A 23,356-nucleotide genomic window follows, 5' to 3' on the forward strand; every position below is an offset into this window, starting at 1 on the left:
CAAACTTCGGTTCACGTCGCGGAACAACGTCGTGGAGGCGGTTGGTGTTTTCCGCACGGAGAGTCAATTTTGTGGAGCGGTCAGTCATGAGCTTTGCGTCGGTGCTGGTCCTGAACGGACCCAATCTCAACCTGCTCGGCACGCGAGAGCCGACTATTTACGGCGCGGAAACGCTCGACGATGTCGCGCGCCGTTGCCGCGAGGCGGGCGAACGGCTCGATCTCGCGATCGATTTCCGTCAGTCGAACGCGGAGCATCAGCTGATCGACTGGCTGCACGAAGCGCGCGAGACGCAGCAGGGCATCGTGATCAATCCCGCCGCTTATACGCATACGTCGGTGGCGATCGCGGATGCGTTGTCGGCGATCGCGAAGCCCGTGATCGAAGTGCATATCTCCAACATCCACAAGCGCGAGTCGTTCCGGCATCACTCGTATGTGTCGGCTGTCGCGGAAGCGGTGATTTGCGGCTGCGGCACGCAAGGCTATGTGCTCGCGCTGGAGCGCATGGCAGAAATCCTGAAGTCGAAGAAGGTGAAGTAATGAGCACGCAATCGTATCTGGTGGGTCTGATCGGCTCGGGCATCGGCGGGTCGCTGAGCCCCGCCATGCATGAAGAAGAGGGCCGTCGGCTTGGCCTGCAATACGTCTACCGGCGCATCGATCTCGAAGCGCTGAAGCTCGACGCGTCCGCTCTGCCGGAGCTGATCGTCGCCGCCGAGCGGATGGGCTTCAACGGCTTCAACGTCACGTATCCGTGCAAGCAGCAGATCATTCCGCTGCTCGACGAGCTCTCCGACGACGCCCGCGCGCTCGGCGCCGTCAACACCGTGCAGTTGCGCGACGGCAAGCGCATCGGCCACAACACCGACTGGTCCGGCTTCGCGCGCGCGTTTCAGCGCGGCCTGCCGGGCGCGAATCTCGACCGCGTCGTGCAACTGGGCGCGGGCGGCGCGGGCGCGGCCGTCGCGCACGCGGCGTTGATGATGGGCACGCGCGCGCTGACGGTATTCGACGTCGACAGTGCGCGTGCGAAGTCGCTCGCCGCCGAATTGCAGGAGCGCTTCCCTGCCGCGACGGTGAGCGCGGGCGAGTTCCTTCAAGGCGCGATGGAGCAGGCGACGGGCCTGATTCACGCGACGCCGACGGGCATGGCGAAGCTGCCCGGCATGCCGTTGCCCGCCGAGCTGCTGCATAGCGCGCTGTGGGTCGCCGATATCGTCTATTTCCCGATCCGAACGGCGCTGCTGCAAGCCGCTGAAGAAGTGGGCTGCCGCACGTTGAGCGGCGGCGGCATGGCCGTCTATCAGGCCGTCGACGCTTTTCGCATTTTCACTGGCCGCGAGCCGGACCCGGAACGGATGTACGCGCACCTGCAGTCGCTGCTTAACCGCTAACACCCGCTACTAAGTACTACGACAGGTCCTGCCCCAGGACACGGAGACAACCATGCCGCAATCGATTCAACATCCCGACGCATCGGCCGCTCCGCCGAAGAGCGTGGCGACCGCGCGCCGCTCGAAGGCGCGCTACGGCATCCTCGCGCTGCTTGCGATCGGCACGATGATCAACTACCTGGACCGCACGGTGCTCGGCATCGCCGCACCGCAATTGACGAAGGAACTCGGCATCAGCGCCGCGCTGATGGGCGTGATGTTCTCGGCGTTCTCGTGGAGCTATGTCGCGTCGCAGATTCCAGGCGGACTGTTTCTCGACCGCTTCGGCAGCAAGATCACGTACTACCTGTCGATGACGCTCTGGTCGTGCTTCACGCTCGCGCAGGGTTTCGTGCACAACGTCGGTGCGCTGCTCGCGTGCCGGCTCGGTCTTGGCGTCACGGAAGCGCCATGCTTTCCGACCAACAGCCGCATCGTCGCGACGTGGTTCCCGCAAAGCGAGCGCGCGATGGCGACGGGCACCTACACCGTCGGCGAATACATCGGGCTCGCGTTCTTCAGCCCGTTCCTGTTCGCGCTGATGGGCGCGTTCGGCTGGCGCTCGCTCTTCTGGGTCGTCGGCGGCGTGGGCGTCGTGTTCGGTCTGGTGTGGTGGCGCTTCTATCGCGAGCCGCGCGATCATCCGGGCGCGAACGCGGCCGAGCTGGAGTACATCGAAGCGGGCGGCGGTCTGACGCATCGCAAGGCATCGAAGGAAGCAACGGCAGCTACCGGTAACAACGGCGGCTTCAGCTGGCGCACGATCGGGCAGCTGCTGAAGCACCGTCAGCTGACGGGCATCTGCCTCGGCCAGTTCGCGGGCAACTCGACGCTGGTATTCTTCCTGACCTGGTTCCCGACGTACCTCGCGACCGAGCGCCACATGGGCTGGCTGAAGATCGGCTTCTTCGCGATCATGCCGTTCATCGCGGCTTCGATCGGCGTGATGTTCGGCGGCACGTTCTCGGACTGGCTGCTGCGCCGTGGCGTGTCGGCGAACGTGGCGCGCAAGCTCCCGATCATCGCCGGTCTTCTGCTCGCGTCGACGATCATTCTCGCGAACTATGTCGAGAGCAACGTGACGGTGATCGTGATCCTGTCGGTGGCGTTCTTCGCGCAGGGCATGGCGGCGCTCGGCTGGACGCTGGTGTCGGATATCGCGCCCGACGGGTTGCTCGGCGTGACAGGCGGGATCTTCAACTTCGCAGCGAACCTGGCGGGCATCGTGACGCCGCTCGTGGTCGGCTTCATCGTGTCGGCGACGGGTTCCTTCGTGGGCGCGCTGGTGTTTATCGGTGTGGTTGCGTTGATCGGGGCGCTGTCGTATATCTTCATTGTTGGGGATATCAAGCGGATCGTGCTGCGGGATTGATGTTTTTTGTCTGCGACGCTGTTTGGTTTTTTTGGGCTTGCCGCCGGCATCCGCGATTGCGCCTCGCGGTGCTAGCGTTGCCCCTGTGCGGGGCGGCACTTGCTTTTGTTTGCAACGGCTTTTGTTTTGGTGCTGTTGCCTTTGCGCTGGCATCCGCGATAGCGCCTCGCGGCGCAGGCGTTGCCCCTGTGCGGGGGATATACAGACTCCGCGCAGGAGCGTAGAAGTACGTGCAAGACCGTAAGGCGTTGATTGCAAAGACTTTATGGTTCGTACAGCTCCGTGTCAGTTCGCGGTTGTCCGTACCGGATTTCACCCACGGATTACCCACGGGACCCACAGGATACCCACGAACAGAAAAACACGGTGCGCCTCTACGCATGGCTAACGCTCGATACGAGGCAAGCATGGCACGCAGCACCAACATCACCCGCGACCTTCTCGACCGAATCCGCAACGCGGGCGGCACCGGCAAACACCAGGACATCTACGACCACCAGCAGGGTTTCATGGTCCGCGTGACGCCCGCAGGCGTCATCAGCTTCTGTTATCGCTACAGGAAGCCCGACGGCTCATACGGTCGCAAGACCATCGGCCGCTATCCCGGCGAGACCGTCTCCGAAGCGCGCGCCGCCGCGCTTAAATTCACCCAGGACCTGGAGCACAGGATCGACACGCCCGGTGAGATTCTCCGCAAGCGCGAGAAGGCCGCGAGCGACACCAGGGCGGCGATGGTTGTGCCGACCATCAACGGCTTTCTTGACGACCGCTACGCGAAGCACCTGCGCCTGAAACTGACCAGGAAGGAGCAGGCCGAGCGGACCATCAAGGAGATTCGCAAGATGGGCGATGCGATGCCCGGCGCGCTGAACATCATCGACGACGAGACGATTCTCGACTGGATTTACGACGAACTGGAAAAGGAAACCAGTACCGGCAAGCCCATGAAACCGGCGACCGTCGCGCGCAAGCTCAAGTCCCTGTGCGGTCTCTTTACGCTGGCCGTCGACTGCCGGATCATCGACCGCAATCCCGTTTCCTCCGTGCAGAAGAAACACAAGGCGTTACTGGACGAAGGCGAACCGCGCGACCGATGGCTGTCCTATGCGAAGAAGAACGCCTGCGCGATGCACTCGACCGGCGCGAAACCGATATCCGCGCGCGGCATGACCTGATTCGCAGAAACACCAGCTTCGATCCGGTTTACCGGCTCGACGACACATTTATCGATCCCGTCAAACCCGCCGTCATATTCTCGTTCCGTATACGCAGGTGGTGACGCCCTGCAATCCGGGTGACATCGTGAACACCGGTCATCCGGGCACATGGCAATGCATGGGGCCGGGTCTGGGCGGCGGCGGTAACGATCATCTTTTCGTGCGGATCGCGTGATGCAGGAAGGTATCTCCGCACCTGAACCTGTCGTCGTTGCTTCCGTTACGGATGCACGCTGGGCGGATTCTGGTCATACGGCGATCGATTGCATGGTGAAGTTTGCCAACCACCCCTTTGTGTCTTGCGCCGTGCCATTCCATGCGTGCGCCGATGACCCCGCAGACTACGGGCGGCAACTCTATGCAGACCTCACGGCGGGCAAATACGGCCCGATAGCGGACTTCGAGCCAGAAAACGGGGCGTGACATGGACCGCTACTGGAAATCCAATGCAGCGGCAGCACCGCCCGCCGTGCCCGCGAACAGTGCGGCTGGCTTCCCCGCTGACGGTGATCCGTCTGTCGGCGTAGAGGGGACGGTGCCGGGTGCATGGTGGTATCACACGATCACGGAAGAACTGCGCAATGCAATCGTCAAGCTCGGCGGCACGCCCGATTACTCGAAGCTCGACCAGCTTGCGAATGCCATCGCCAGTTCGATATCGGCTGCGATCAGCGAGGCAATGTCGGACCTCGCGAAGGTCGCAACGAGCGGAAGCTATGCGGACCTTTCCAGCAAGCCGCACATACCGGCTGATCCCGTCAACGCAGACTGGAACGCTTCAACGGGTCTCGCGCAGATACTAAACAGGCCGTCACTCGCGAAGGTGGCCACGTCTGGCCAGTACGGTGATCTTGCCGGTACGCCGCCTGCCTACGCACTGCCGCCCGCGACCACAACGAAGCTGGGCGGCATCATCGCCGGTTCCGGCACCACCGTAGCGGCCGACGGCACATTGAGCGCGAAACCCTCGCTCATCGTCAATGTCGCGCCCGCTGCGAATGTTGCGCTCGACCTCACGCCGATCGTGCAGGGCGCTCCTGAGATTCTGTTTAACCTGCCTGTCGCGTCGGGTGCGTCGACCACGCTATCAATCATCAATCCGCCTGCGGCGGGCACACTTGCCGAATTCGTGCTCGTCGTGAACAACAGTGCTAACAGCGCGATTGTGTGGCCTTCGAGTATCAAATGGCCGCAAGGCGTCGCGCCCTTGCTCTGCGGTGTAGCGGGCAAGCTCGATACATTCGTGATCTACACGCAGGACGGCGGCGCGACCTATTGCGGTTTCACTGCGGGGCAGAACCAGTAATGACCTGTCTTGCTAGGCGCCTGTTGATGGCGATGCCGCGACGCCCATATGAGCAGGTGATACTTGCGGATGCGCCGTTTGCATACTGGCGGCTGAACGAGACGTCGGGGACCGTTGCGGCCGACCTCTCGGGTAATGGGCGCAATGGCACCTATCAGCCAGGGGTGCTGCTCGCGTGCGGCCCCCTGGTGCCAAGTACGAAGTTAGCCTATGTCGGTCTGACGGGCACCGCCAACTCCTATGTCGATGTCAGTGCGGCGAACCAGTTCTGCGCGGGGAATGCGTGGTCGATCGAGTGCTGGGCGAATATCGCCACTTATACCAATGCCGGGTCAAACGGGGCGTATCCCGGCTGCACTGGGGCGCGCTTCATCGGCAACACGACATGGACCGGCGGCTCGACACGCAAGCCGGGGCTCGACTGGGGCATCATGGCATTGAACAGCAATAGCGTCATTAATGCGCCGCAGCTCTGGGCGCGCGATTACCAGAACGCAAACGCCCCGGTGAACTCCGCGCCACAGCCGGGACAGGCGGCGCACTACGTGCTCGCGGCCAGCAACGCCGGCTCGTATTTCAATTACTCGATGTACCTGAACGGGGCACTGCTTGCCACCGCCGGCATTCAGGCGGTGACGATCCAGGCAGTGTTGCAGATCGGTAGCATCGGCTGGACGGAGGGGCCGCTGAACGGCGCTATCGGCGAGGTGGCGCTCACAGTCACGCGCTTACGCCCCAGCAGGTGCTCAGTCACTGGCTCGCGGGTGCCGCATGATTTCCCCTATGAAACTCCTTGCGTTGCTGATCGTTAGTGCTGTGCTGCTCGCCGCCTGTACGTTCGTCAATATCGAAGGTGATAACAACAGCGTGAGCGACACGGGCGGCCACGGCGGGGGCGTGTCATTGCCGCAGTCAACGCCGACGATTTCCGAACAACTTCATCATCTGCACAATGCACGATAGCGGGCAGGTCCGACGCTGTGTGATTTTGCATTTCTGCATAGGGGGCGTTCACGCCCCCCTTTTTTCGCTCAGGACTGTACCGTCGCCTGCACTCCGACCGTCACGCGTGCAGTAGGAAATCCGGCCGGTAAATCGGCGTCCCATACGGCACCTGAAATCAGAACTGCGTTCTCAACTGAGCGTAACCCGTGCGGCGTGGAACGCAGACACACACCCATTGCGCAGTTGGTTCACCACGCCGGATTGCGTTCCTGCATCATCAAGGTGTCAATCATGTTGGCCTCGGGTTCAGGTGCGCGTTTCCGTGTCCAGGTATTTGCGTCGCGCCTCGTCTGTCACGCACTGGTCCATGTACTTGCACACGGGACACCAGTTGCCCGCCAACACGCCCATTGGTGTGGTGAACCAGACATGTCCACGCGAGCACTCCCATTGCAGTTTCGTCGCGACGTTGATGTAACTATCAGACAGGCATCGCCCGCCGCGCTCCAGCGCAATCGCCTTCATCTTCCCGATGGTATGGCGTCTGTTTATGTACGCGCACCGCGGACACCATCGACCCCTCTTGATGTTAGACGGCGCGGCATCCCATTCATGGCCATCCTCACAGCGCCAGCGCAACGGATAACGATTGCCCTCGAACGCGTCTGACAGGCACTCGCCGCCGCGCTCCGTGGCCAGCGCACACATTTCCTCAAGCGCGACAGATTGACGGCCGCGCTTCACACAGATGGCGCACCACTCGCCATTGCGGACCTTCGCTGCTGACCGCTCCCATTCGTGACCGTGGGCGCAGCGCCAGCGCAGTTTCGCGGTCACGTGCGAATAGGCCGTGGACAGACAGTACCCGCCGTACTTCGCCGCCATCGTTCGCATGTCGTCCAGCGTCAGCTTATGGCGCTCGCGTGCGCAGACCGGGCACCAGGCACCTGCCTCACGGATAGTGGCGGGGGTCGCTTCCCAGATGTGCCCGTGCCTGCATTGCCACTGAAGTTTCGTGCGGCTGTTGACGTAGGCTTGCGAGAGACATTTTCCACCCTGCTTTCGCGCAAGAGCATGCATCCGAGGCAACCAGACGTCGCTGTGCGCCACTTCCTTGCAGGACGAACACCAGACACCCATCTGAACGCGTACCGGCGGCGCTTCCCAGGTGTGTCCGTTACGGCACTGCCACCACAGGTTGCGATGCACACCCAGATGGTGTCGGACAGACAGCGCCCGCCGTGTCGGCGCGCCAGTGCCTGCATGGCTTCCAGGCCTGTGCGGCGCCGTTCGTGCGAGCACTGGGGACACCACAGCCCGTTTTTAAGTTTTGCGGAGCCAAAGCGCCAGATGTGGCCGCGTGCGCATTGCACGTCAAGCGCCTGAAGATCGGCGTCTGGATTTAGCCAGCGCCCACCCCATGCTTCGATGATTCTTGCTACGCAGTCGTGCACCATGCGATCGCGTTCAGGGCGGTCGTAGCCGGCGCGCGCGGGCCACGTGGCCAGTACCGCCAGCACCCGTCGGCGCACGGACGACGGCGCGTGAACAATCGCCGGAGTCGATTCGGGTAACAGCGCCTTTGCCTTGTTCTTCATGCGATCAGTTGCGAGCGTCGGGTACGGATTAGATAAGGCTTGAAATCAGGTGGCAACCACACATTGCCTTGTGTCCGTGACGCGCGACTGGCACGCCGTGGTCTGTGATCTTGTCGTCGCCCTCAACAATCAGGTTGGGATTGATCTCAGGATGTAGCGGGCACGTCACCACATCGCCCTTACGGGCAACGCGACGACGGTCAAAGCACATGGTTTCAGAGGCGGTCACAACTTCGCCGCCGTGGTCGGTGGTATCGCCGAGCCGGATAAGATTAATCATTAAATTCTCTCCCACCAATCAAAGTCACACCAAGACTTACCAGCATGCACTTTTTCCGTTCTGACATGACGTGTACTCTAATTTTGTAAGGCGCCGCTTGCTGACGACTTTATACCGATCGCCAGGAAGAACGGTTAATAGTGAGGCGATGTTTCCATTAGACCCCGAATCAAAGCCAACGGCTTTGGTTTGCGTTAGCTTCCCTTCTTTTATTTGGTAAAAATACAAAATTGACTGATAAGGTGAATTTGAGCTAGTCACGAGAGCGGAATACGTTCCAGCCATGAAAGCGTTGCGCTTAAGCTGCGGCGTTTCCCCCAAATCAATTGCTTTGCCGGTGCCATCAATCATCCAGTAATGCATTCCGGTGGCGTCTCGGCCGCTCCCGGTTCCCACTCCGATTCCTTGGATTTTATTTTTTCCAAAAAAAATATTTGTATCCAATGTTAAAGCGTATGCATCTGGCTCATATCTAGTATTCAGATTCACCTCATTCAGTCTGTTCCCAGAGACGCGTAAGGAGACGGTGCCCCCTCCTTGGTCCTGATCGCCGCATGATTTTGCCCATACATGGCCCCCTTGGACTGCTGGCAAGGGGGCATCTGCGTTCTGCTCGTTAATGCAGTCCGCAAACGCCGAGTTGCAGAAAAATACAATGCAAATCCAAAAAGAATAAATTACGTTGCGTCGCATAGCACCCCCTTCGCCAGATTAACGTTATGTTCTCTCCGCTCAAATGTCGGTGTATCGTATCGGTTAATAATCGTCGACACTTCATTCGAGTTGGTTGCGGTTTGACTAACTGAGCTTTCCCTATCGCAAACCTTGTTTATGGTGTGGCGTGCCCAAAACCATCCACCGACATCCATCGGATTGAACTCGTTTCCATTGGCGCGCGCGGAGATATTTTGCGGATTGTTTATAATTGCAGGCCGGATGGTTGCATTTCTAGGAACAGACCACCAACCGTGTTTGAGCCACCAGCTCGCATCAAATGCATCCCGTTGCAACCACGCCCGATAAACCCAATAGTCTGCATACGCGGCTCGCCCGGTAATCTGGAGTGCACCCCGTCCCCTGAATTTAACCCCATCCCCAGAGTTATATTCATTTCCGAGTGCATTGTTCAGTTTTTCATATCCATGCGCACGCACAAAGTACGAATACGTATCAGGCCCCTGGTAGTAGTGGCTATCGGTTTCGTACGCGCGACTCAGATGGTTATTTCCATTCTCCACCATTGGGCCGCCGAGATTTGCGGTCTCGTGAGCGGTCTGACCAAGAAGGTGACTAATTCTGACCTTATCGAAATTCAGATACTTTGCCGATATAAGGTTAATGGCTGAATTATATCGAGCAACGTTTTCTCGAGCTGCATTAGGTATGGCCCGCGCCAGTTCAGCAGCACTCAACCACCCACATTTCCTGAAATGCCGGATAAACGCGAACGGATGAAAGAACCAGAAGTTCTTTCCACCAGACAGCGACGGAACCTGGTCCATGAACTGGAGTTTCTTCACGAACGCAATGAACCGGTCGTAGCCCTCCGGGTCGGTATCCTTGCACTGGCCGAAGTACCCGTCCGGCTTGTTCAGGTCCTGATAGCGCTGATCGTTGTTGGCCGGATCCCACTCACTCCTCGTATGGCAAACGAACCCGGCCATGTCGTTGCGGACGCTGTCATTGCCCTGCACGTAATACGTGAGTTGATCGTCCAGACTGAACTTCGGGTCATCCGGCGGTACCTCGTATGCGGATGCCGTCGCTTCGCCGACCAGCTGGCGCAACCTGCGGTAGCTGAACAGGCCATCGGCGTTGAGCGGCGCATTGCTGCTGTCGATTTTTTGCCAACCGGTAAAGAACGGAAAATCCGCATCCGAGAACTTCACAACGGATGTCTTGCTGATATCCACATAACCGAGCGTACCTTTCGCGTCGAACGGCACCGCGACCCAGGTCGCACTGTTCAGGCTGGAGAGCGTCTGGTTGTCCGACAGGATGCGGCCAAAGCGAAGCAGCTCATAGCCATCGCTCGGGCAGTCCGGGTAGAGCGCCATCGAGCGCTCATAGAGCTTGTACTCGTAGTCAGCAAAGCGATCCTTTACTGGCTGAGGTGTCAGCGGCACGCAATTGCCGTCACCGTCTTCGTCCAGCCACGCACGGGTATATCGCTGCCCCTTCGAGAAGTACGCCTCCACATACAGCTTGCTGCTGTCTTTGGGAAGCTTGCCTGCGCTGAGCTTCGGAAACCACGGATCGTCATGCGGCGTCCCGGGACGGTCCTTGATTTCAGCGGTCGCCGGAATCACGAAGTATGCGTGCCCCCACCAGTCCCTCGACGCCGGCTGTACTGGTCTCTTTTCACCGAGTTGGACCTTGTGACCGGACTGCTCGAACCATGCTGTGAAATCTTCCTCCGTCATGAAGATTTCGAAGTGCAGGTGGCGCAGGCCCTGCGACTGCCCCCAGTGCCCGAGAATATCCTTACGGTAGACCTTTTTCCCGTTGCCCGGCTTGACGCTTTCACCCGCTTCGAGCAGCCATCCCGCAAGCGCTGTTGGGGATGTTTTCTGGGGCGGAGTCGCGGGTTGCGGCGATGCGAGCGCTCGCTGCGCCGTCAGATCCAGCAGATTCATGTACAGCGAATAGAATGTGATGGTTCTTCCGTCACCTGTATCGGTGATGTGACGCAGCAGCACGAACCCAGTGTTCGTATTCTGGGCCTCCTGACCTGTCGAATCATCGATATGGCCGTCCGAAATGGGCTTCTCGCAGACGCGATAGGCAACGACTTCGCCATCGGCAATTGCCCGAACCGGCTCACTGTCCGTGTCCGGCACGAGATGAATACCGCAATGCCAGCGACGGTCGAACGTAACGGGAAAGGCACCGTGGTAGCCCGGCTCAAATGCCTTTACCGCCGTCATCATCGGATCATCATCGGCCGCGTCGCTGGATGCAAGGCCAGACTGCGGCAAAAAGGGTGGGCTGATAATCATGCTTTATCGCGACTTGGAATAGAGACTGGTTGTTTTCACGTTGCCTTGCGGCATCGTGGGTAGTGGCACACGCTTCGAATCCGCCCCCGGCTTGTTCCACGACGCGCACTTCTCAAGAATCTTGCCAGGCGTGGCATTGACGATGCCGCTGCCGTTGATCCGGATATACGAGCCGCCTGCACCGATCCAGACTTCCTTCGCGGCATTCAGGATGATCTTGCCGTCCGTGCTGCTGATGGTGATGTCCTTCAATGCCGCAAGCGCCATTTCGTCGCTTTGCGCCTGGATCTCGACCTTGCCCTTCGCGGCAAACAGCCTGATGCCCAACTGCGCCGCGACGAAGGAAATGGCTCCACGCACCGATGCGAGAAACGAGCGGCCCGACGATATGCTCACGTCACGGCCAGCCGTGATCGCGTGATCGTTCTGGCTCGCGAGGTGCGTGCTGTCGGTAGCCGTCACGGCCACGCCCGCCGCACTGGCCAGCACGAGGTCAGGCCGCGTCATTTCCGGCGACGGGTTCGCGGTGCTTTTCGCGCCGCCTCTGATGGCCTCGTTCTGCGCCTTCATGCCTGCGGTCGCGTCGCCCTGGCTTATCTGCGCATCCTGTGCCTTGTGTCGCTGTGCGAACTGCGACAGGTCCTCGTGCTGCTCGCGCGCCTGCGTCAGCCGCTGCACCGTCTCGCCCATGTCCTTCACGGGCGACAATGTCCCGGCGCGGGTCTCGGTGGTCAGCAGCATGCCCCGGTTCGCACGGATGACGCCGTCGGCCTCCGTGCCCAGTTCGAACCCTTCACCGCGCGCCTTGTCCCGTCCAGCGTGTCCATCGATGCGCGTGTTGTAGCCGAGCACCAGCCGCGACTGCGCGTGGTCACTCGCCACCTGCACCTGAAGTTTGCCGGGCGTGTCATCCGTCAGCACGCTGTTGGCCGATTGGCCCTTCAGGTCCTGGCTGCGCCAGCCTGACAGCGCATCGTTCTTCGGCAACTGCCACGGCGCCTGATGAAACTCGGTCGTATGTTCGGAGATGATGTACGGCCGGTCCGGGTCGCTGTCGTAGTAGCCCACCAGCACATGATGACCGACGCGCGGCAGCCACATCGCGCCGTGCTCGACGCCATGCCACGCCGACGCCACGCGCAGCCAGCAGCTTGCGTCCTGGTCCTTCGGGCTGACACGATCCCAGATGAAGTGCGCCTTCACGCGTCCGTACTCATCGCAGTACACAGGCTCATCGCCGTAGCCGGTGATGACCGCCGTTTCCGCATAGGCACGCGGCTTCTTCGCCTTCTGCGGCGTGCGGAAAAACGTGTTGGCGGGCACCGCCGTAAACTTCGTCGTGCAGCTGTATTTGCGCTCGATGCCGCCGCGCACTGTTACGGTATCGTTGTTGACGATCTCGATGTCGGTCGAGGTGACGAGATATTCGCCATCGCCTGGCGTGAGCGGATAGCCTTCGAGCGTGAAGGTGTAGCCCGTCATCAGCCCGCGCAGATTTCCTTTGCCTCTGGCGCGCAGACTCTTCGCGCGATGCGCCTCCACCTTGACGCGTGCCAGATGTTCGCCTTCGAACTGCTGGTCGCTACGCCACCCGGCCGTGCCCATCGGGCCTTCGAACGGCTGCGAATAGTCGCCCCACGCATATTCCTCGGCGTTGTCAAACGCACGCTTGCTGTAATCCTCCTGGCTGACAGCCAGATTGCCGAGCGACTGTGTATAGTCGTAATCGTTGAGCGCCACCTTGCCGGTCGTAATCTGCCGCGCAACGTGGAATTCGTGAACATGTTCTTCGTCGATGCGCTGCCCGTCGCGGTCGAGATAGCGCAGTGTCTGATACGCTGGTCCATGCTTTTTGTACGCACCGGGCGAATCGCACAGCACGAGCGTACTGCCGCGAAAGAAGTATGTAATGCCCCATTCCTGCCATAAGCGGGTCAGATAAGAAAAATCTGACTCCCACCACTGGCGCTGGTATTCGCGCTTCGGATAGGGGCGGCGCTGCACGCCGGGACCGGCCAGACGCAATTCGTACGGAAACGGATATTTCTGAAGAACGTCTTCAGTTATCTCAATAACCGAGCGGTATTGCCAGAGTTTGCTGTCACGGTTCAGCGTCGCGAGCCAGAGCCAAGGGCGAATCCTGAGCCGGTAGTGCGCGCGCCGGTCATCCGCACCGATACATTTCGCCGCCACGATCAGCCCCGTGAGCTTGCGGATATCGGCCCCGATGTTCGCCCCGCCCATGTTGCCCGTTGCGCCTTCGATCCACGTTCCGTTGCCCTCGACGGCTATATGGACCGTCACTTCCTTGCCGATCAATGCATCGACATCGACCAGCGCCTGAGCCTCGCTCGCCGTCAGTGCCGCATCGTCGATCGTGGTGACTTCGACCTCGTAATCAGACAGCCGGCCGAGCTTTTCCTTGCCGCGCAGACGCGAGACCATGAACAGCGGTTCGCCCGCCCATTGCGGCAGCGCCTTGCCGGTAATCTCCAGCGTGCGTGGCTGCTTGAGCCACGAATTTATCCACGTCATCCACTCCCTCCCGATTGCGTTAAGTTGGTTATCCGGTTCAGGCTGCGCTTCGTGTCCCCGTGCGCGGACGCCAGCGCGTGATCTGTCCGCGCTGCTTCGAACGCAGCACGGTCGTCGTGAACGAGTGCGCCGATACATGGCGCGCGACGTAACGCTCAAGCACCAGGCCGAGCGTGTAAGGACTGAGGCCGTCGAATCCACCTTCGTCAAAGGTGAAGTCACATTCGATGCCACGCCCGAACGGCATCGGCCCGTTCCCGCGCAATATCCTGTTGACGGGCTGAGACCTGGCGCTCACGAGGCTTTCGACCTGCCGCCCCAGCAGGCCCGCATCCGGCGTCACGAACAGGCGCAGGCGGCGACGCAACCCTTCGCCCCGCTGGTGTTCGCCGTAACCGTCGTCAAACATCCCGGCGTCGAGCTTCAGCTGGCCCAGCAGTTGCCAGGCGCGATCTCCAAACGCCAGCGGCGGGCGCGGCGTCGTCGGTACGCGCACCAGACCCACCCCGTTGACAGGGATCGACTGATGCAGAAACAGGTCATTGCGGCCGTCGCACTCAAGTACGCAGGGCAGGTCACGGTTGGTCAGCCACGCCTGTAGCGACAGATAGCGGATGCCTTCGGTATTGGGCTGTTCGTTGCGGTCGACCAGCCAAATGAACGTGCGTGTTTCGGCGAAGGCGCGGCGCGTACCGTAGTGACGGTCGTCAATCTCCGGCCGGTTCAGTTCGCGGCGGATCGTGAAATAGCGCGAATTTCGGCGATGCGCTTCGCCGACGGCTGCGTGCAGCGGATCGAAACGCAACGCTGCCGATTCCTCCGAGACCTGTCCCCAGGCGGCGTCCACCGAATGCACATCGTAGTCGTGCGGTGCCGACGGCACGGGCACAAGCAGATGCGAATGCTCTGCCGGATCAAGGTCGAGCCGCCCGGTGCGCTGGGGAAACAGGTTGATGACGGGCGTACAGAACAGCGCGAAATGCGAGGCGTCTACGGCTTCCGCCAGCCTGTCCGGTGCGCGCTCCAGCAGGATGACGATTTCGACCTCGGTGCCGTCGATTGCGGCGAGGCCCTTGTGCAGCCCGGTCAGCGTGAAAAACCAGAAGCGCGCCGGACACGCGAAATATTCCTGTAGCAGATTGTGGCCGTGGAACTTGCCAGGGACGACGGGTAACAGGCTCTGTTCAGGTTCGAGCGCATCATGGGTTAGCGCTTCGTGCGTCACGGCATGCACCGATCCCGTTGCAAACTGGCCGGGGACGCCCGTCACGGTCGCCACGCCTGCGGCGTGAACCAGTTCGAACACGTGCGAGGCGCTGGCCTCGTCGCCCGCGAGATACACGGGCAAGCGGTCCAGCCCGTTCAGGCTTGCGATAGGCGTGCCGTTCGTGGTCCGCAGTCGCAGGCGCAATGCGCCCCGCACGGCGCGGCCGGGGGGAACATAGCGATCCAGCAACGGAATATCGGGCGGAATGCCCGTCAGTTTCGCCTGCGCGATCTCCAGGGGGAAAAGCGTGACGTCCTGGCTGCTGCGAAATTCACAGGCAGTCCGTTCGCCAGCAGGAAGGCGGGACGTGAAGGTGGTGCCGCGCGGGACAACCGTTCCATTGGCGGCATGCTTGCCCTGCGTGCGCGGAAAGAGCCGCGCGACGGCCATCGACGGCGTCGGGCAGGTGTAGTTCGGATACACGGTCTGCAACAGCGGCAGGATGAATCCGGGGAATGCCTCGTCCAGTCGCATCTGCATACGCGCGGACATGAAAGCGAAGTGCTCAAGCAGACGTTCGACATACGGGTCGCCGATTTCGCCTGCGTGCATGCCGAGCCGCCGCGCGATCTTCGGATGCGCCTCAGCAAACTCCATCGCGAGTTCGTGCATGTACAGCAGTTCGCGGTTGTAGTAGTCGAGCAGTTGCGGGTCCATCCGGTCAGTTTCCGTCGCGTTGAACAGGCGTTGCACTCATCGTTATGCGGTCCTGATTAAATGATCCAGGCGTTGGCGCCGGTCAGCGATTGGAGCGCAACTTGCTGCGACGCGCTATCAGAAGACTCCGAAATTTGCGCGGGATTTCTCTGCCATCGTCATGGCCTTTGATGCAGGAGGAAAGAAGGCCCGCGCGAGGCGGGCCATAAACGCATCTGACGACTCGAAACAGATGCGGACATGCGTACCTGGTCCGACCGGGACGTATGGCCGGATCAGGCTATACATTCAACCGTATGAGAGAGTGACGCGCTATCAGGGAACTTCGAAATCTCAACTGGCAGGCAAAAAAAGCCCGCTATCAAGCGGGCCAGTGATACCGGGTTTTCAGGCCGAAGTCCGGTAACGCATGCGCGACTCCAAGACCTTTACCGCGCAACGTTCCGGCAATGTATAAGGCGCGCCGCTCGGCGGTCGATCAGAAAACTCCCAATCTGAAAGAGCCATGTAAAGTACGCATGTCCAATGGTGGGATTGCGTGCATGCGAAGGAATGAATGATGTGCTATTCGGCTCAGGTCGGGGCGGATTAACGTGTCGCTTGGGAGTAGGCAAGCGGTTCGGTCGCCTCCCAGGTCTCTTGCCCGGCCAATCCGAAAGTCGTCCTCCGCGAGTCGCCCGGGTTTCACCCACAAAACACCCACGGCTCACGAGACTACTCACATGGGAAACGGGGAGCGGGCGCAAACCCTTATCCGATAAGGCTTCCCGCGAATCAGGGTTTACGAGTAAAATGCCCCTGTGCCGCGAGGCGCTATCGCGGATGCCAGCGAAAAGGTAAGGTAACAAGACCAAAACAAAAGCCGTTGCAAACAAGAGCAAGTGCCGCCCCGCACAGGGGCAACGCCCGCGCCGCGAGGCGCTATCGCGGATGCCAGCGACAAAGGCAAAAAACCCAATAGCGTCGCAGACGAAAAAACAAAAACCCTAACCGTTCCGCTTAACAAACCTCAACGTCGCATCGACGATCATCGCGCGATGCCGCGCCCGCAGCCTCGCGTGCGAAGGATCGCGCCCGAACGCCGTGCCGAACGTATGCCGGTTCGCGATCCGGTGAAAGCACAGCGAGCTGATCAGCAAGTGCAGATCGATCGCATCGATGTCGTCGCGGAAATCGCCCGACGCGACGCCGCGCGCGAGCAGATCTTCGATCGTGCGAATCACGCTCGCGTTGCGGCTCTTGAAAGTCTTCACCTGTTCGATGTACTTCGCACCGTGAATGTTCTCGATCGTCACGAGGCGAACGAAGTCGCGATGCTTGTCGTGATAGTCGAACGTGAACTCGACGAGACTGCGCAAGCCTTCGACGGGGCTCATGTCGCTCACGTGCAGATCCTGTTCGAGCGAACGGATGTCGCCATACACCTTTTCGAGCACGGCCTCGTACAACCCTTCCTTGCTGCCGAAGTAGTAGTAGAGCATGCGCTTCGTGGTGTTGGTGCGCTCGGCGATCGCGTCGACGCGCGCGCCCGCGAGTCCCATCGACGAAAACTCCTGCGTGGCTACCTCGAGGATGTTGCGCTTCGTCTCTTCGGGATCGTATTTGCGCCGTGGTTCGGAGATTTCTTTGGGGGTGTCGACTGGCTCGGGCGCAATAGCTCGGCTTCCCTTTTTCATTGTGTAATCCGGCGGCGATGACGGTTCATTCTAGCATGTCGAAAATGCCGTCCGGCGCGGCCTGGCGGCATGCGCAACATCCTCGCGGCGCATGCATGCGAGGCCGCGCCACGCATCTCACGACGCACGCCGCGGACGGTCCGCGAGCGCATCGCGCGTCTGCATCGCCGTGTAGGTCAGCTGCGCGGCGGCGAGGCCCAGCGCACCGAATGTGTGCGTGAGGCCGAACGTCGCGAACGCTTCGGGCACGGGGCGCTCGCCCGCGATCGCGGCCGCGAGCAGCTCGCCGGAAACGGTCGTCGGCGCCATGCCATGTCCGCCGAAGCCGACGGCATACCAGACGCCGTCCGCGCTCTGGCCGATCTGCGGCATCTTGTGCCGCGCATAGCTCATCAGGCCGCCCCATGCGTGTTCGATGCGAACGTCGCGCAGTTGCGGATAGACCCTCAGCAAATCGCGGCGCAAAAGACGCGCGATCGCCTCGGGCTCGCGATCGAGAATCGAAATGCGCCCACCCCACAGGATGCGCGTGTCGGGCAGCGGCCGGTAGTAGTCGAACGCGAAGCGCGTGTCGTAGACGGCGGAGGGGCAGTCGATCGCCTCGGCCAGCCGCGCGCCGAGCGGCTCGGTGGCAATCACGTAGGTCGCGATCGGGAGGACGGCGCGCTCGACGCGCCGATAGACGTTGCGCGCATAGCCGCCGCTCGCCATCACGACATGCCGGGCGTCGATCGACGCTTGCGCCGTCTCGACGACGAAGCCCGCGCCCTGCCTGCGCAGGGCCGTCACGGGCGACTTCTCGTAGATGCGCACGCCCGCCTGTTCCGCCGCGCGCGCGACGCCCAGCACGTACTTCAGCGGATGAAAATGGAACGCGTTGCGCTCGAAAAGGCCGCCGTGATAGCGCGAGGTCTTGAGCCGACCGGCGAGTTCGGCGGCGCCCAGCGTCTCCCATTCGACGCCGAACGATTCCTTCATCAGACGGCGCTGGCTTTCGAGCCGCGCCGCATCGTCGAACCAGTTCGCGAGGATCACGCCCGCATCCGTCGCATCGCACGCGATCGCGTAACGCCGGATGCGCGCGCGCATCAGTTCGACGGCGTCGACCGTCAGCGCATAGAGCTCGCGCGCACGCGCCGCCCCGAGGATTTTCAGCAGATCCGCGCAATCGAGGCTGTAGCCGCCGAACACGAAGCCGCCGTTGCGGCCCGACGCGCCATAGCCGACCTGGTTCGCCTCGACCACGACGACATCGCGCACGCCGCGCTCGGCGAGTCCGAGCGCGGTCGACAGCCCCGCCAGCCCGCCGCCGACGATGCACACGTTCGCGCTCAGTTTGCCAGCCGATGCGGGGCGCGCGGGCCGCTCGACGGTTGCTTCGTAGTAGCTCTGCATAGGGTGTTGAGAGTCAGGGGCGCGGCTATGTTACTCAATATCGTCGGCGCGTCATATTCGGTATACCGAAGCGGTCGGCGCTGGCGGTTTTGCGTCGGCGCAAGCAAAGGATGTTGCGCCGGCATCGGCCCGACAGGCTCGCACGCGGCGCTTCGTGAATCCCGCGCCACCGCTGCCGCGCGTCGAAAACGGTGGCTTCGTTGCGCGTCCATGACAGCTATGTTGCGCGGCGTACTCACTTCACGAAGTCGTCGCACTTCCGACCCCTCGCAAGAGCGCTTTACGCGGTAGACTGGTATTAGTCGAGGTTATTGTGGTCAGGCATCTGCAAGGAGACGCCGCCATGAACCGGCCACTACGGTTTCCGCTACGCGCAATCGGCACCACGTCCGTCTGGAAGTGGTTCAAGTGGCTTTTTTTCGCCGCGTTTCTCGTGGCCGTCGCGATCGGCGTGCGCTTTATCCAGATCGAAATGGATACGTCGAGATTGCAGGCCCGCTACCTCTCCGAACTCACCCGGGACGTCGGTTTTACCGTTTCCGAAGGTCCGAGCGACAACATCCGTTTTCCCACCGACGGCCCCTACGACATCCGCCTCGGCTACGCGCTGCTGCCGGCGTTCGAACGCCGCCTGAAGGAGCGCGGTTTCTCGGTTGCGTCGCAGGCGCGCGATTCGGAACGCATGGCTTCGCTCTCGGACGAGGGTCTTTTCATTCCTTACGAAGAAAAGGACCAGGCGGGGCTGATGCTCTATGACTCGACGGGCGCGCACCTGTTCGGCTCGTCGTATCCGACGCGCGTCTATGACGATTTCGCGTCGGTGCCGCCCATCGTCGTGTCGGCGCTGCTTTTCATCGAAGACCGGCACCTGCTTGACGCCGACCAGCCGAACCGCAACCCCGCAATCGACTGGACGCGCTTCAGCCGCGCGCTGATGGATCAGGGCATGCGATTCTTCAACCGTCATCAGGCGCAGCCCGGCGGCAGCACGCTCGCCACGCAGATCGAGAAGTTCCGCCACTCGCCAGGCGGCCGCACGGCGACGCCGCGGGAAAAGCTGCGGCAGATCGCGTCGGCGTCCGTGCGCGCGTATCTCGACGGTCCGCGCACGATGCCCGCGCGCGAGCAGATCGTCGTGCGCTATCTGAATTCAGTGCCGCTCGCCGCGCAGCCGGGCATCGGCGAGATCAACGGGATCGGCGACGGACTCGCGGCCTGGTACGGCCGCGATTTCGACGAAGCGAACCGCGTGCTGAAAGCGCCGTCTACGCCCGGCAATCTCGCCGAGCAGGGCCTCGTGTTCCGTCAGGTGCTGTCGCTGATGATCGCACAGCGCGGTCCGTCGCACTTCCTGCTGCGCAACAACGCCGAGCTCAATGCGCTGACGGAAAGCTACCTGCGCCTCCTGGCCGCGAACGGCGTGATCAGCGCGCAGTTGCGCGACGCGGCGCTCTCGCAGCAACTCGTGCTGACGCGCGGCAAGCTCGCGACGCCCGAAGGTTCATACGTCGCGCGCAAGGCGGTCACGTCCTTGCGCACGCATCTGATGTCGTCGCTCGGCGTGTCGAATCTGTATGACCTCGACCGCCTCGATGTGCGCGTCACGTCGACGATGAACAACAAGGTTCAGCAGGACATCAGCGACCGGCTCGCCGATGCGACGACACGCGACGGCGCGCAGGCAGCGGGGCTGTACGGCTTCAACATGCTGCAGCCGAAGGACGATCCGTCGAAGATCGCGCTCAGCTTCACGCTGTTCGAAAAGCGTGACGGCGAGAACCTGCTGCGCGTGCAGACGGACAGCGTCAACCGTCCGTTCGATATCAACTCGGGCGCGCGCCTGAACCTGGGCTCGACGGCGAAGCTGCGCACGCTGATCACGTATCTGCAGATCGTGACGGAACTGAACCAGCGTTACGGGCAGATGAGCGTCGACGAATTGCGCGCCGTGAAGCCCGAACGCGAAGACGCGTTGACGCGCTGGGCCATCGACTACCTGATGCACACGAAGGACCACTCGCTCTCCGCGATGCTCGATGCGGCCGTCGAGCGCAAGTACTCGGCGAATGCGGGCGAGCTGTTCTACACGGGCGGCGGCGCGCAGACGTTCACGAACTTCGAGGCCGACGAAAACTCGCGCATCCTCACCGTGCGCCAGGCCTTCCAGCATTCGGTGAACCTCGTGTTCGTGCGGCTCATGCGCGACATCGTCCACTACGAAACGATCAAGACGTCGGGCCCTTCGTCACAGTGGCTCGATGATCCCGATACGCGCAAGATGTACCTGACGCGTTTCGCCGATCAGGAAAGCCGTGTGTACATGAATCGTTTCTACACGAAGTATCACGGCAAGACACAGGACGAGATGGTCGCGATCCTGCTGCGCGGCGTGCGCAAGTCGCCGCCGAAGCTTGCGACCGTGTTGCGCAGCGTGCGGCCCGATGCGCCGCAAGCGTGGTTCAACGAGCAGATGCGCGCCCAGTTGAAGAACACGCCGAAGGCCAATCCGCCCGACGACGCGCTCGCGCAACTCTACGAAAAGTACGGCATCGACAAGTTCAATCTGAACGACCGCGCGTACATTTCGAGCGTGCATCCGCTGGAGCTGTGGCTCGTCGACTATCTGCGCGTGCATCCCGAAGCAAGCGCGAACGAAGTGATGGACGCGAGCCGCGACGTGCGCGCCGAAGCATACAAGTGGCTCTTCAAGACGCGCTATCACGCGACGCAGGACCGCCGCATCCGCCGCATGGTCGAGCAGCATGCCTACGACGCGATCGGCAAGTCGTGGCAGGCGCTCGGCTATCCGTTCGCGCATCTGACACCGTCGTATGCGGCCGCCATCGGCGCGTCGGGCGACAGGCCGGCGGCGCTCGCGCAACTGATCGGCGTGATCGCGAACCAGGGCGAACAGGCGCCGACGCACAGCATCGCGGATCTCGAGTTCGCGAAGGGCACGCCGTATGAAACGCACTTCGTGCACGCGGCGCCGCAGCCGAACGAAGGCGTGTCGACGGATATCGCGCGCGTCGTGCAGGGCATGTTGCGCGATGTCGTCACGGGCGGCACGGCGAGGCGCCTCGCGGGCGGCATGACGTTCCCCGACGGCAGGACGATGGAGGTCTACGGCAAGACGGGCACGGGCGACCAGCGCCTCAATATCTACGCGAAGGGCCGCCGGCTGATCGAGTCGCGCAAGGTCAACCGCACGGCGACCTTCGTGTTCGCGATCGGCGACCGCTTCTTCGGCACGCTGACGGCCGTCGTGCACGAGCCATATGCGAAGCGCTACGACTTCACGAGCGCGCTCGCCGTGCAGCTGCTGAAGTCGATGGCGCCCGCGTTGCAGCCGTTGCTCGACGAGCCTGCATCGAAAGAGAAGACAGCGCCGAAGGTTGCGGGCAGCGCGTCGCCGGATGAGGGCGCCGCGCCGCGCGTTCAATAGCCGACGTCGGTGGCCGGCTTCAGAAAGAGTTCGTGCATCGGCGCGAAGTGGGCGTAGAGCGGCAGGATCGCGCCGCCCATCGCGCGCGCGTCCGAGCCGATCGTGCCTTCCAGCAATTGCGGACGCACGATGCCCTCCCATTCGAACCGGTCGAGCACGCGCTCCGTGCGCCGGATGATTTCGCGCACCAGTTGCCGGTCCACTTCGCCGTCGATCACCACCGCTTCGAGATCGAGCAGTGCCGCCGCATTCGTCAATGCGCCCGCAATTGCAGGGCACGCGGTGTCGAGCCATTGCTCCGTCAGACGCCACAGGTCCGCCGACAACGCGCGATGATCGTGAGCGGCCGTCGCGGGCGCGCCCGCATCGACGAACAGCTTTTCGAGCACGAAGCCCGATGCCGCATGCAGCAGTTGCCGCGCGGGTTGACGCGAGCCGCCGCCCATGATTGGAATCGAGCCGACGGCGCCTGCGTTGTCGTGCGGGCCGCCGTGAAGGCGTCCGTCGATCACGAGCCCGCCGCCGATGAACGTGCCGACGAACAGATACAGAAAGTTGTGGATGCCGCGGCCCTGGCCCATCACGAGTTCGGCGGCGCAGGCGGCCGTCGTGTCTTTCGCGAACTCGACGGGCAGGCCCGTCATCGACGCGATCCGCGCGCGAATGTCGATGTCGTTCCATGCGTCGAGCGCCTCGCGCGGCGCACCGAGAAAGTCGCGCCAGCCGCCGAGCCACAGCGGCGCCGCGACGCCCACGCCGACCACTTTCTCGCGCCGCGCGCCGAGCGCGTCGTTCACGCGCGCGAGCTTGCTGTCGAGCGCGGGGAAGAGCGTGCGCGGATCGGGATACGCGTACTCCTGCACTTCGCGGCAGCACACGCGCCCAAGAAAGTCCATCGCGAGCACGTCGAGACTGCGCCGCCCGACCTTCACGCCGATCGTGTACGCGCCTTCCGCGCGCAACGCGATGGGCACCGACGGCTGCCCAATGCGTCCGCGCACGCGCGCCTGCTTTTCGAGCAGGCCGTCGTCGATCAGACGCTCGACGATCATCGACACGGTCTGCATCGACAGGCGCGTGAGCCGGCCCACATCGGCCTTCGGCAGCGGCCCATGCAAGCGGATCGCCTGCAACACGATCCGCTCGTTGAATTGCCGCATGCCGACCTGGTTCGATCCGACCGTGCGCTTCAGCGGTGAACGGGTGCCCGTATCCATCGACGGTATCTG

The 23,356-nt window shown here is 62.0% G+C and carries 18 protein-coding genes; 9 read left to right on the forward strand and 9 right to left on the reverse strand.

The window, feature by feature from the left end:
• The first annotated feature begins 86 nt into the window (after window positions 1–86).
• The 8 genes from aroQ (at window position 87) to BN2476_RS45695 (ending at window position 6,293) form a co-directional block, all read left to right on the forward strand.
• On the forward strand, window positions 87–542 hold the full coding sequence (aroQ, locus tag BN2476_RS25850) for a type II 3-dehydroquinate dehydratase (protein ID WP_087736998.1): 456 nt from the start codon (window positions 87–89) through the stop codon (window positions 540–542).
• On the forward strand, window positions 542–1,396 hold the full coding sequence (locus BN2476_RS25855; RefSeq protein WP_087736999.1) for a shikimate dehydrogenase: 855 nt from the start codon (window positions 542–544) through the stop codon (window positions 1,394–1,396). The genes aroQ and BN2476_RS25855 overlap by 1 nt, the downstream gene beginning before the upstream one ends.
• Window positions 1,397–1,448: 52 nt before the next feature.
• A complete protein-coding gene (locus BN2476_RS25860) occupies window positions 1,449–2,807 on the forward strand; it encodes an MFS transporter (RefSeq protein ID WP_087737000.1) in 1,359 nt (452 codons plus the stop codon).
• Between the two features lie 407 nt (window positions 2,808–3,214).
• Window positions 3,215–3,982, forward strand: a complete 768-nt coding sequence (locus BN2476_RS25865) for a site-specific integrase family protein (protein WP_218274542.1) — start codon at window positions 3,215–3,217, stop codon at window positions 3,980–3,982.
• Between the two features lie 216 nt (window positions 3,983–4,198).
• A complete protein-coding gene (locus BN2476_RS25870) occupies window positions 4,199–4,447 on the forward strand; it encodes a hypothetical protein (protein WP_087737002.1) in 249 nt (82 codons plus the stop codon).
• A 1-nt stretch (window position 4,448) separates the two neighbouring features.
• On the forward strand, window positions 4,449–5,330 hold the full coding sequence (locus BN2476_RS25875) for a hypothetical protein (protein WP_087737003.1): 882 nt from the start codon (window positions 4,449–4,451) through the stop codon (window positions 5,328–5,330).
• A 26-nt stretch (window positions 5,331–5,356) separates the two neighbouring features.
• Window positions 5,357–6,142 carry a LamG-like jellyroll fold domain-containing protein gene (locus BN2476_RS25880; protein ID WP_143811039.1) on the forward strand — a complete coding sequence of 262 codons (786 nt, stop codon included), beginning with the start codon at window positions 5,357–5,359 and terminating at the stop codon, window positions 6,140–6,142.
• Window positions 6,114–6,293, forward strand: a complete 180-nt coding sequence (locus BN2476_RS45695) for a hypothetical protein (protein WP_143811040.1) — start codon at window positions 6,114–6,116, stop codon at window positions 6,291–6,293. The genes BN2476_RS25880 and BN2476_RS45695 overlap by 29 nt, the downstream gene beginning before the upstream one ends.
• A 288-nt stretch (window positions 6,294–6,581) precedes the next feature.
• Here the strand turns inward: BN2476_RS45695 and BN2476_RS46585 are convergent, their stop codons facing one another.
• From BN2476_RS46585 to BN2476_RS25915, 8 genes are all read right to left on the reverse strand, one after another.
• Window positions 6,582–7,160 (reverse strand): zinc-ribbon domain-containing protein, encoded by a 579-nt coding sequence (locus BN2476_RS46585; protein ID WP_160111754.1) that lies wholly within the window; start codon window positions 7,158–7,160, stop codon window positions 6,582–6,584.
• 741 nt (window positions 7,161–7,901) lie between these two features.
• On the reverse strand, window positions 7,902–8,153 hold the full coding sequence (locus tag BN2476_RS25890; RefSeq protein WP_087737006.1) for a PAAR domain-containing protein: 252 nt from the start codon (window positions 8,151–8,153) through the stop codon (window positions 7,902–7,904).
• A 36-nt stretch (window positions 8,154–8,189) separates the two neighbouring features.
• Window positions 8,190–8,642, reverse strand: a complete 453-nt coding sequence (locus BN2476_RS45700; RefSeq protein ID WP_143811042.1) for a hypothetical protein — start codon at window positions 8,640–8,642, stop codon at window positions 8,190–8,192.
• Between the two features lie 188 nt (window positions 8,643–8,830).
• Window positions 8,831–11,152, reverse strand: a complete 2,322-nt coding sequence (locus BN2476_RS25895) for a hypothetical protein (protein ID WP_175607936.1) — start codon at window positions 11,150–11,152, stop codon at window positions 8,831–8,833.
• A 3-nt stretch (window positions 11,153–11,155) separates the two neighbouring features.
• Window positions 11,156–13,687 carry a type VI secretion system Vgr family protein gene (locus BN2476_RS25900; protein WP_087737007.1) on the reverse strand — a complete coding sequence of 844 codons (2,532 nt, stop codon included), beginning with the start codon at window positions 13,685–13,687 and terminating at the stop codon, window positions 11,156–11,158.
• 37 nt (window positions 13,688–13,724) lie between these two features.
• Window positions 13,725–15,611, reverse strand: a complete 1,887-nt coding sequence (gene tssF, locus BN2476_RS25905; protein WP_087737008.1) for a type VI secretion system baseplate subunit TssF — start codon at window positions 15,609–15,611, stop codon at window positions 13,725–13,727.
• A gap of 986 nt (window positions 15,612–16,597) precedes the next feature.
• A complete protein-coding gene (locus BN2476_RS25910; RefSeq protein ID WP_087737009.1) occupies window positions 16,598–17,287 on the reverse strand; it encodes a TetR/AcrR family transcriptional regulator in 690 nt (229 codons plus the stop codon).
• Between the two features lie 117 nt (window positions 17,288–17,404).
• Window positions 17,405–18,682, reverse strand: coding sequence for an NAD(P)/FAD-dependent oxidoreductase (locus BN2476_RS25915; RefSeq protein WP_087737010.1), 1,278 nt, complete (start codon window positions 18,680–18,682; stop codon window positions 17,405–17,407).
• A gap of 343 nt (window positions 18,683–19,025) precedes the next feature.
• Between BN2476_RS25915 and BN2476_RS25920 the strand changes: the two genes are divergently transcribed.
• Window positions 19,026–22,127 (forward strand): transglycosylase domain-containing protein, encoded by a 3,102-nt coding sequence (locus BN2476_RS25920; protein WP_087737011.1) that lies wholly within the window; start codon window positions 19,026–19,028, stop codon window positions 22,125–22,127.
• Here BN2476_RS25920 and BN2476_RS25925 read toward each other — a convergent pair.
• Window positions 22,121–23,344: an ROK family transcriptional regulator gene (locus BN2476_RS25925; RefSeq protein WP_087737012.1), complete on the reverse strand. Its 1,224-nt coding sequence runs from the start codon at window positions 23,342–23,344 to the stop codon at window positions 22,121–22,123. The two genes, BN2476_RS25920 and BN2476_RS25925, sit on opposite strands and share 7 nt — an antisense overlap.
• Between the last annotated feature and the right edge of the window lie 12 nt (window positions 23,345–23,356).

It is taken from the genome of Paraburkholderia piptadeniae, assembly GCF_900007165.1.
GTDB lineage: Bacteria > Pseudomonadota > Gammaproteobacteria > Burkholderiales > Burkholderiaceae > Paraburkholderia > Paraburkholderia piptadeniae.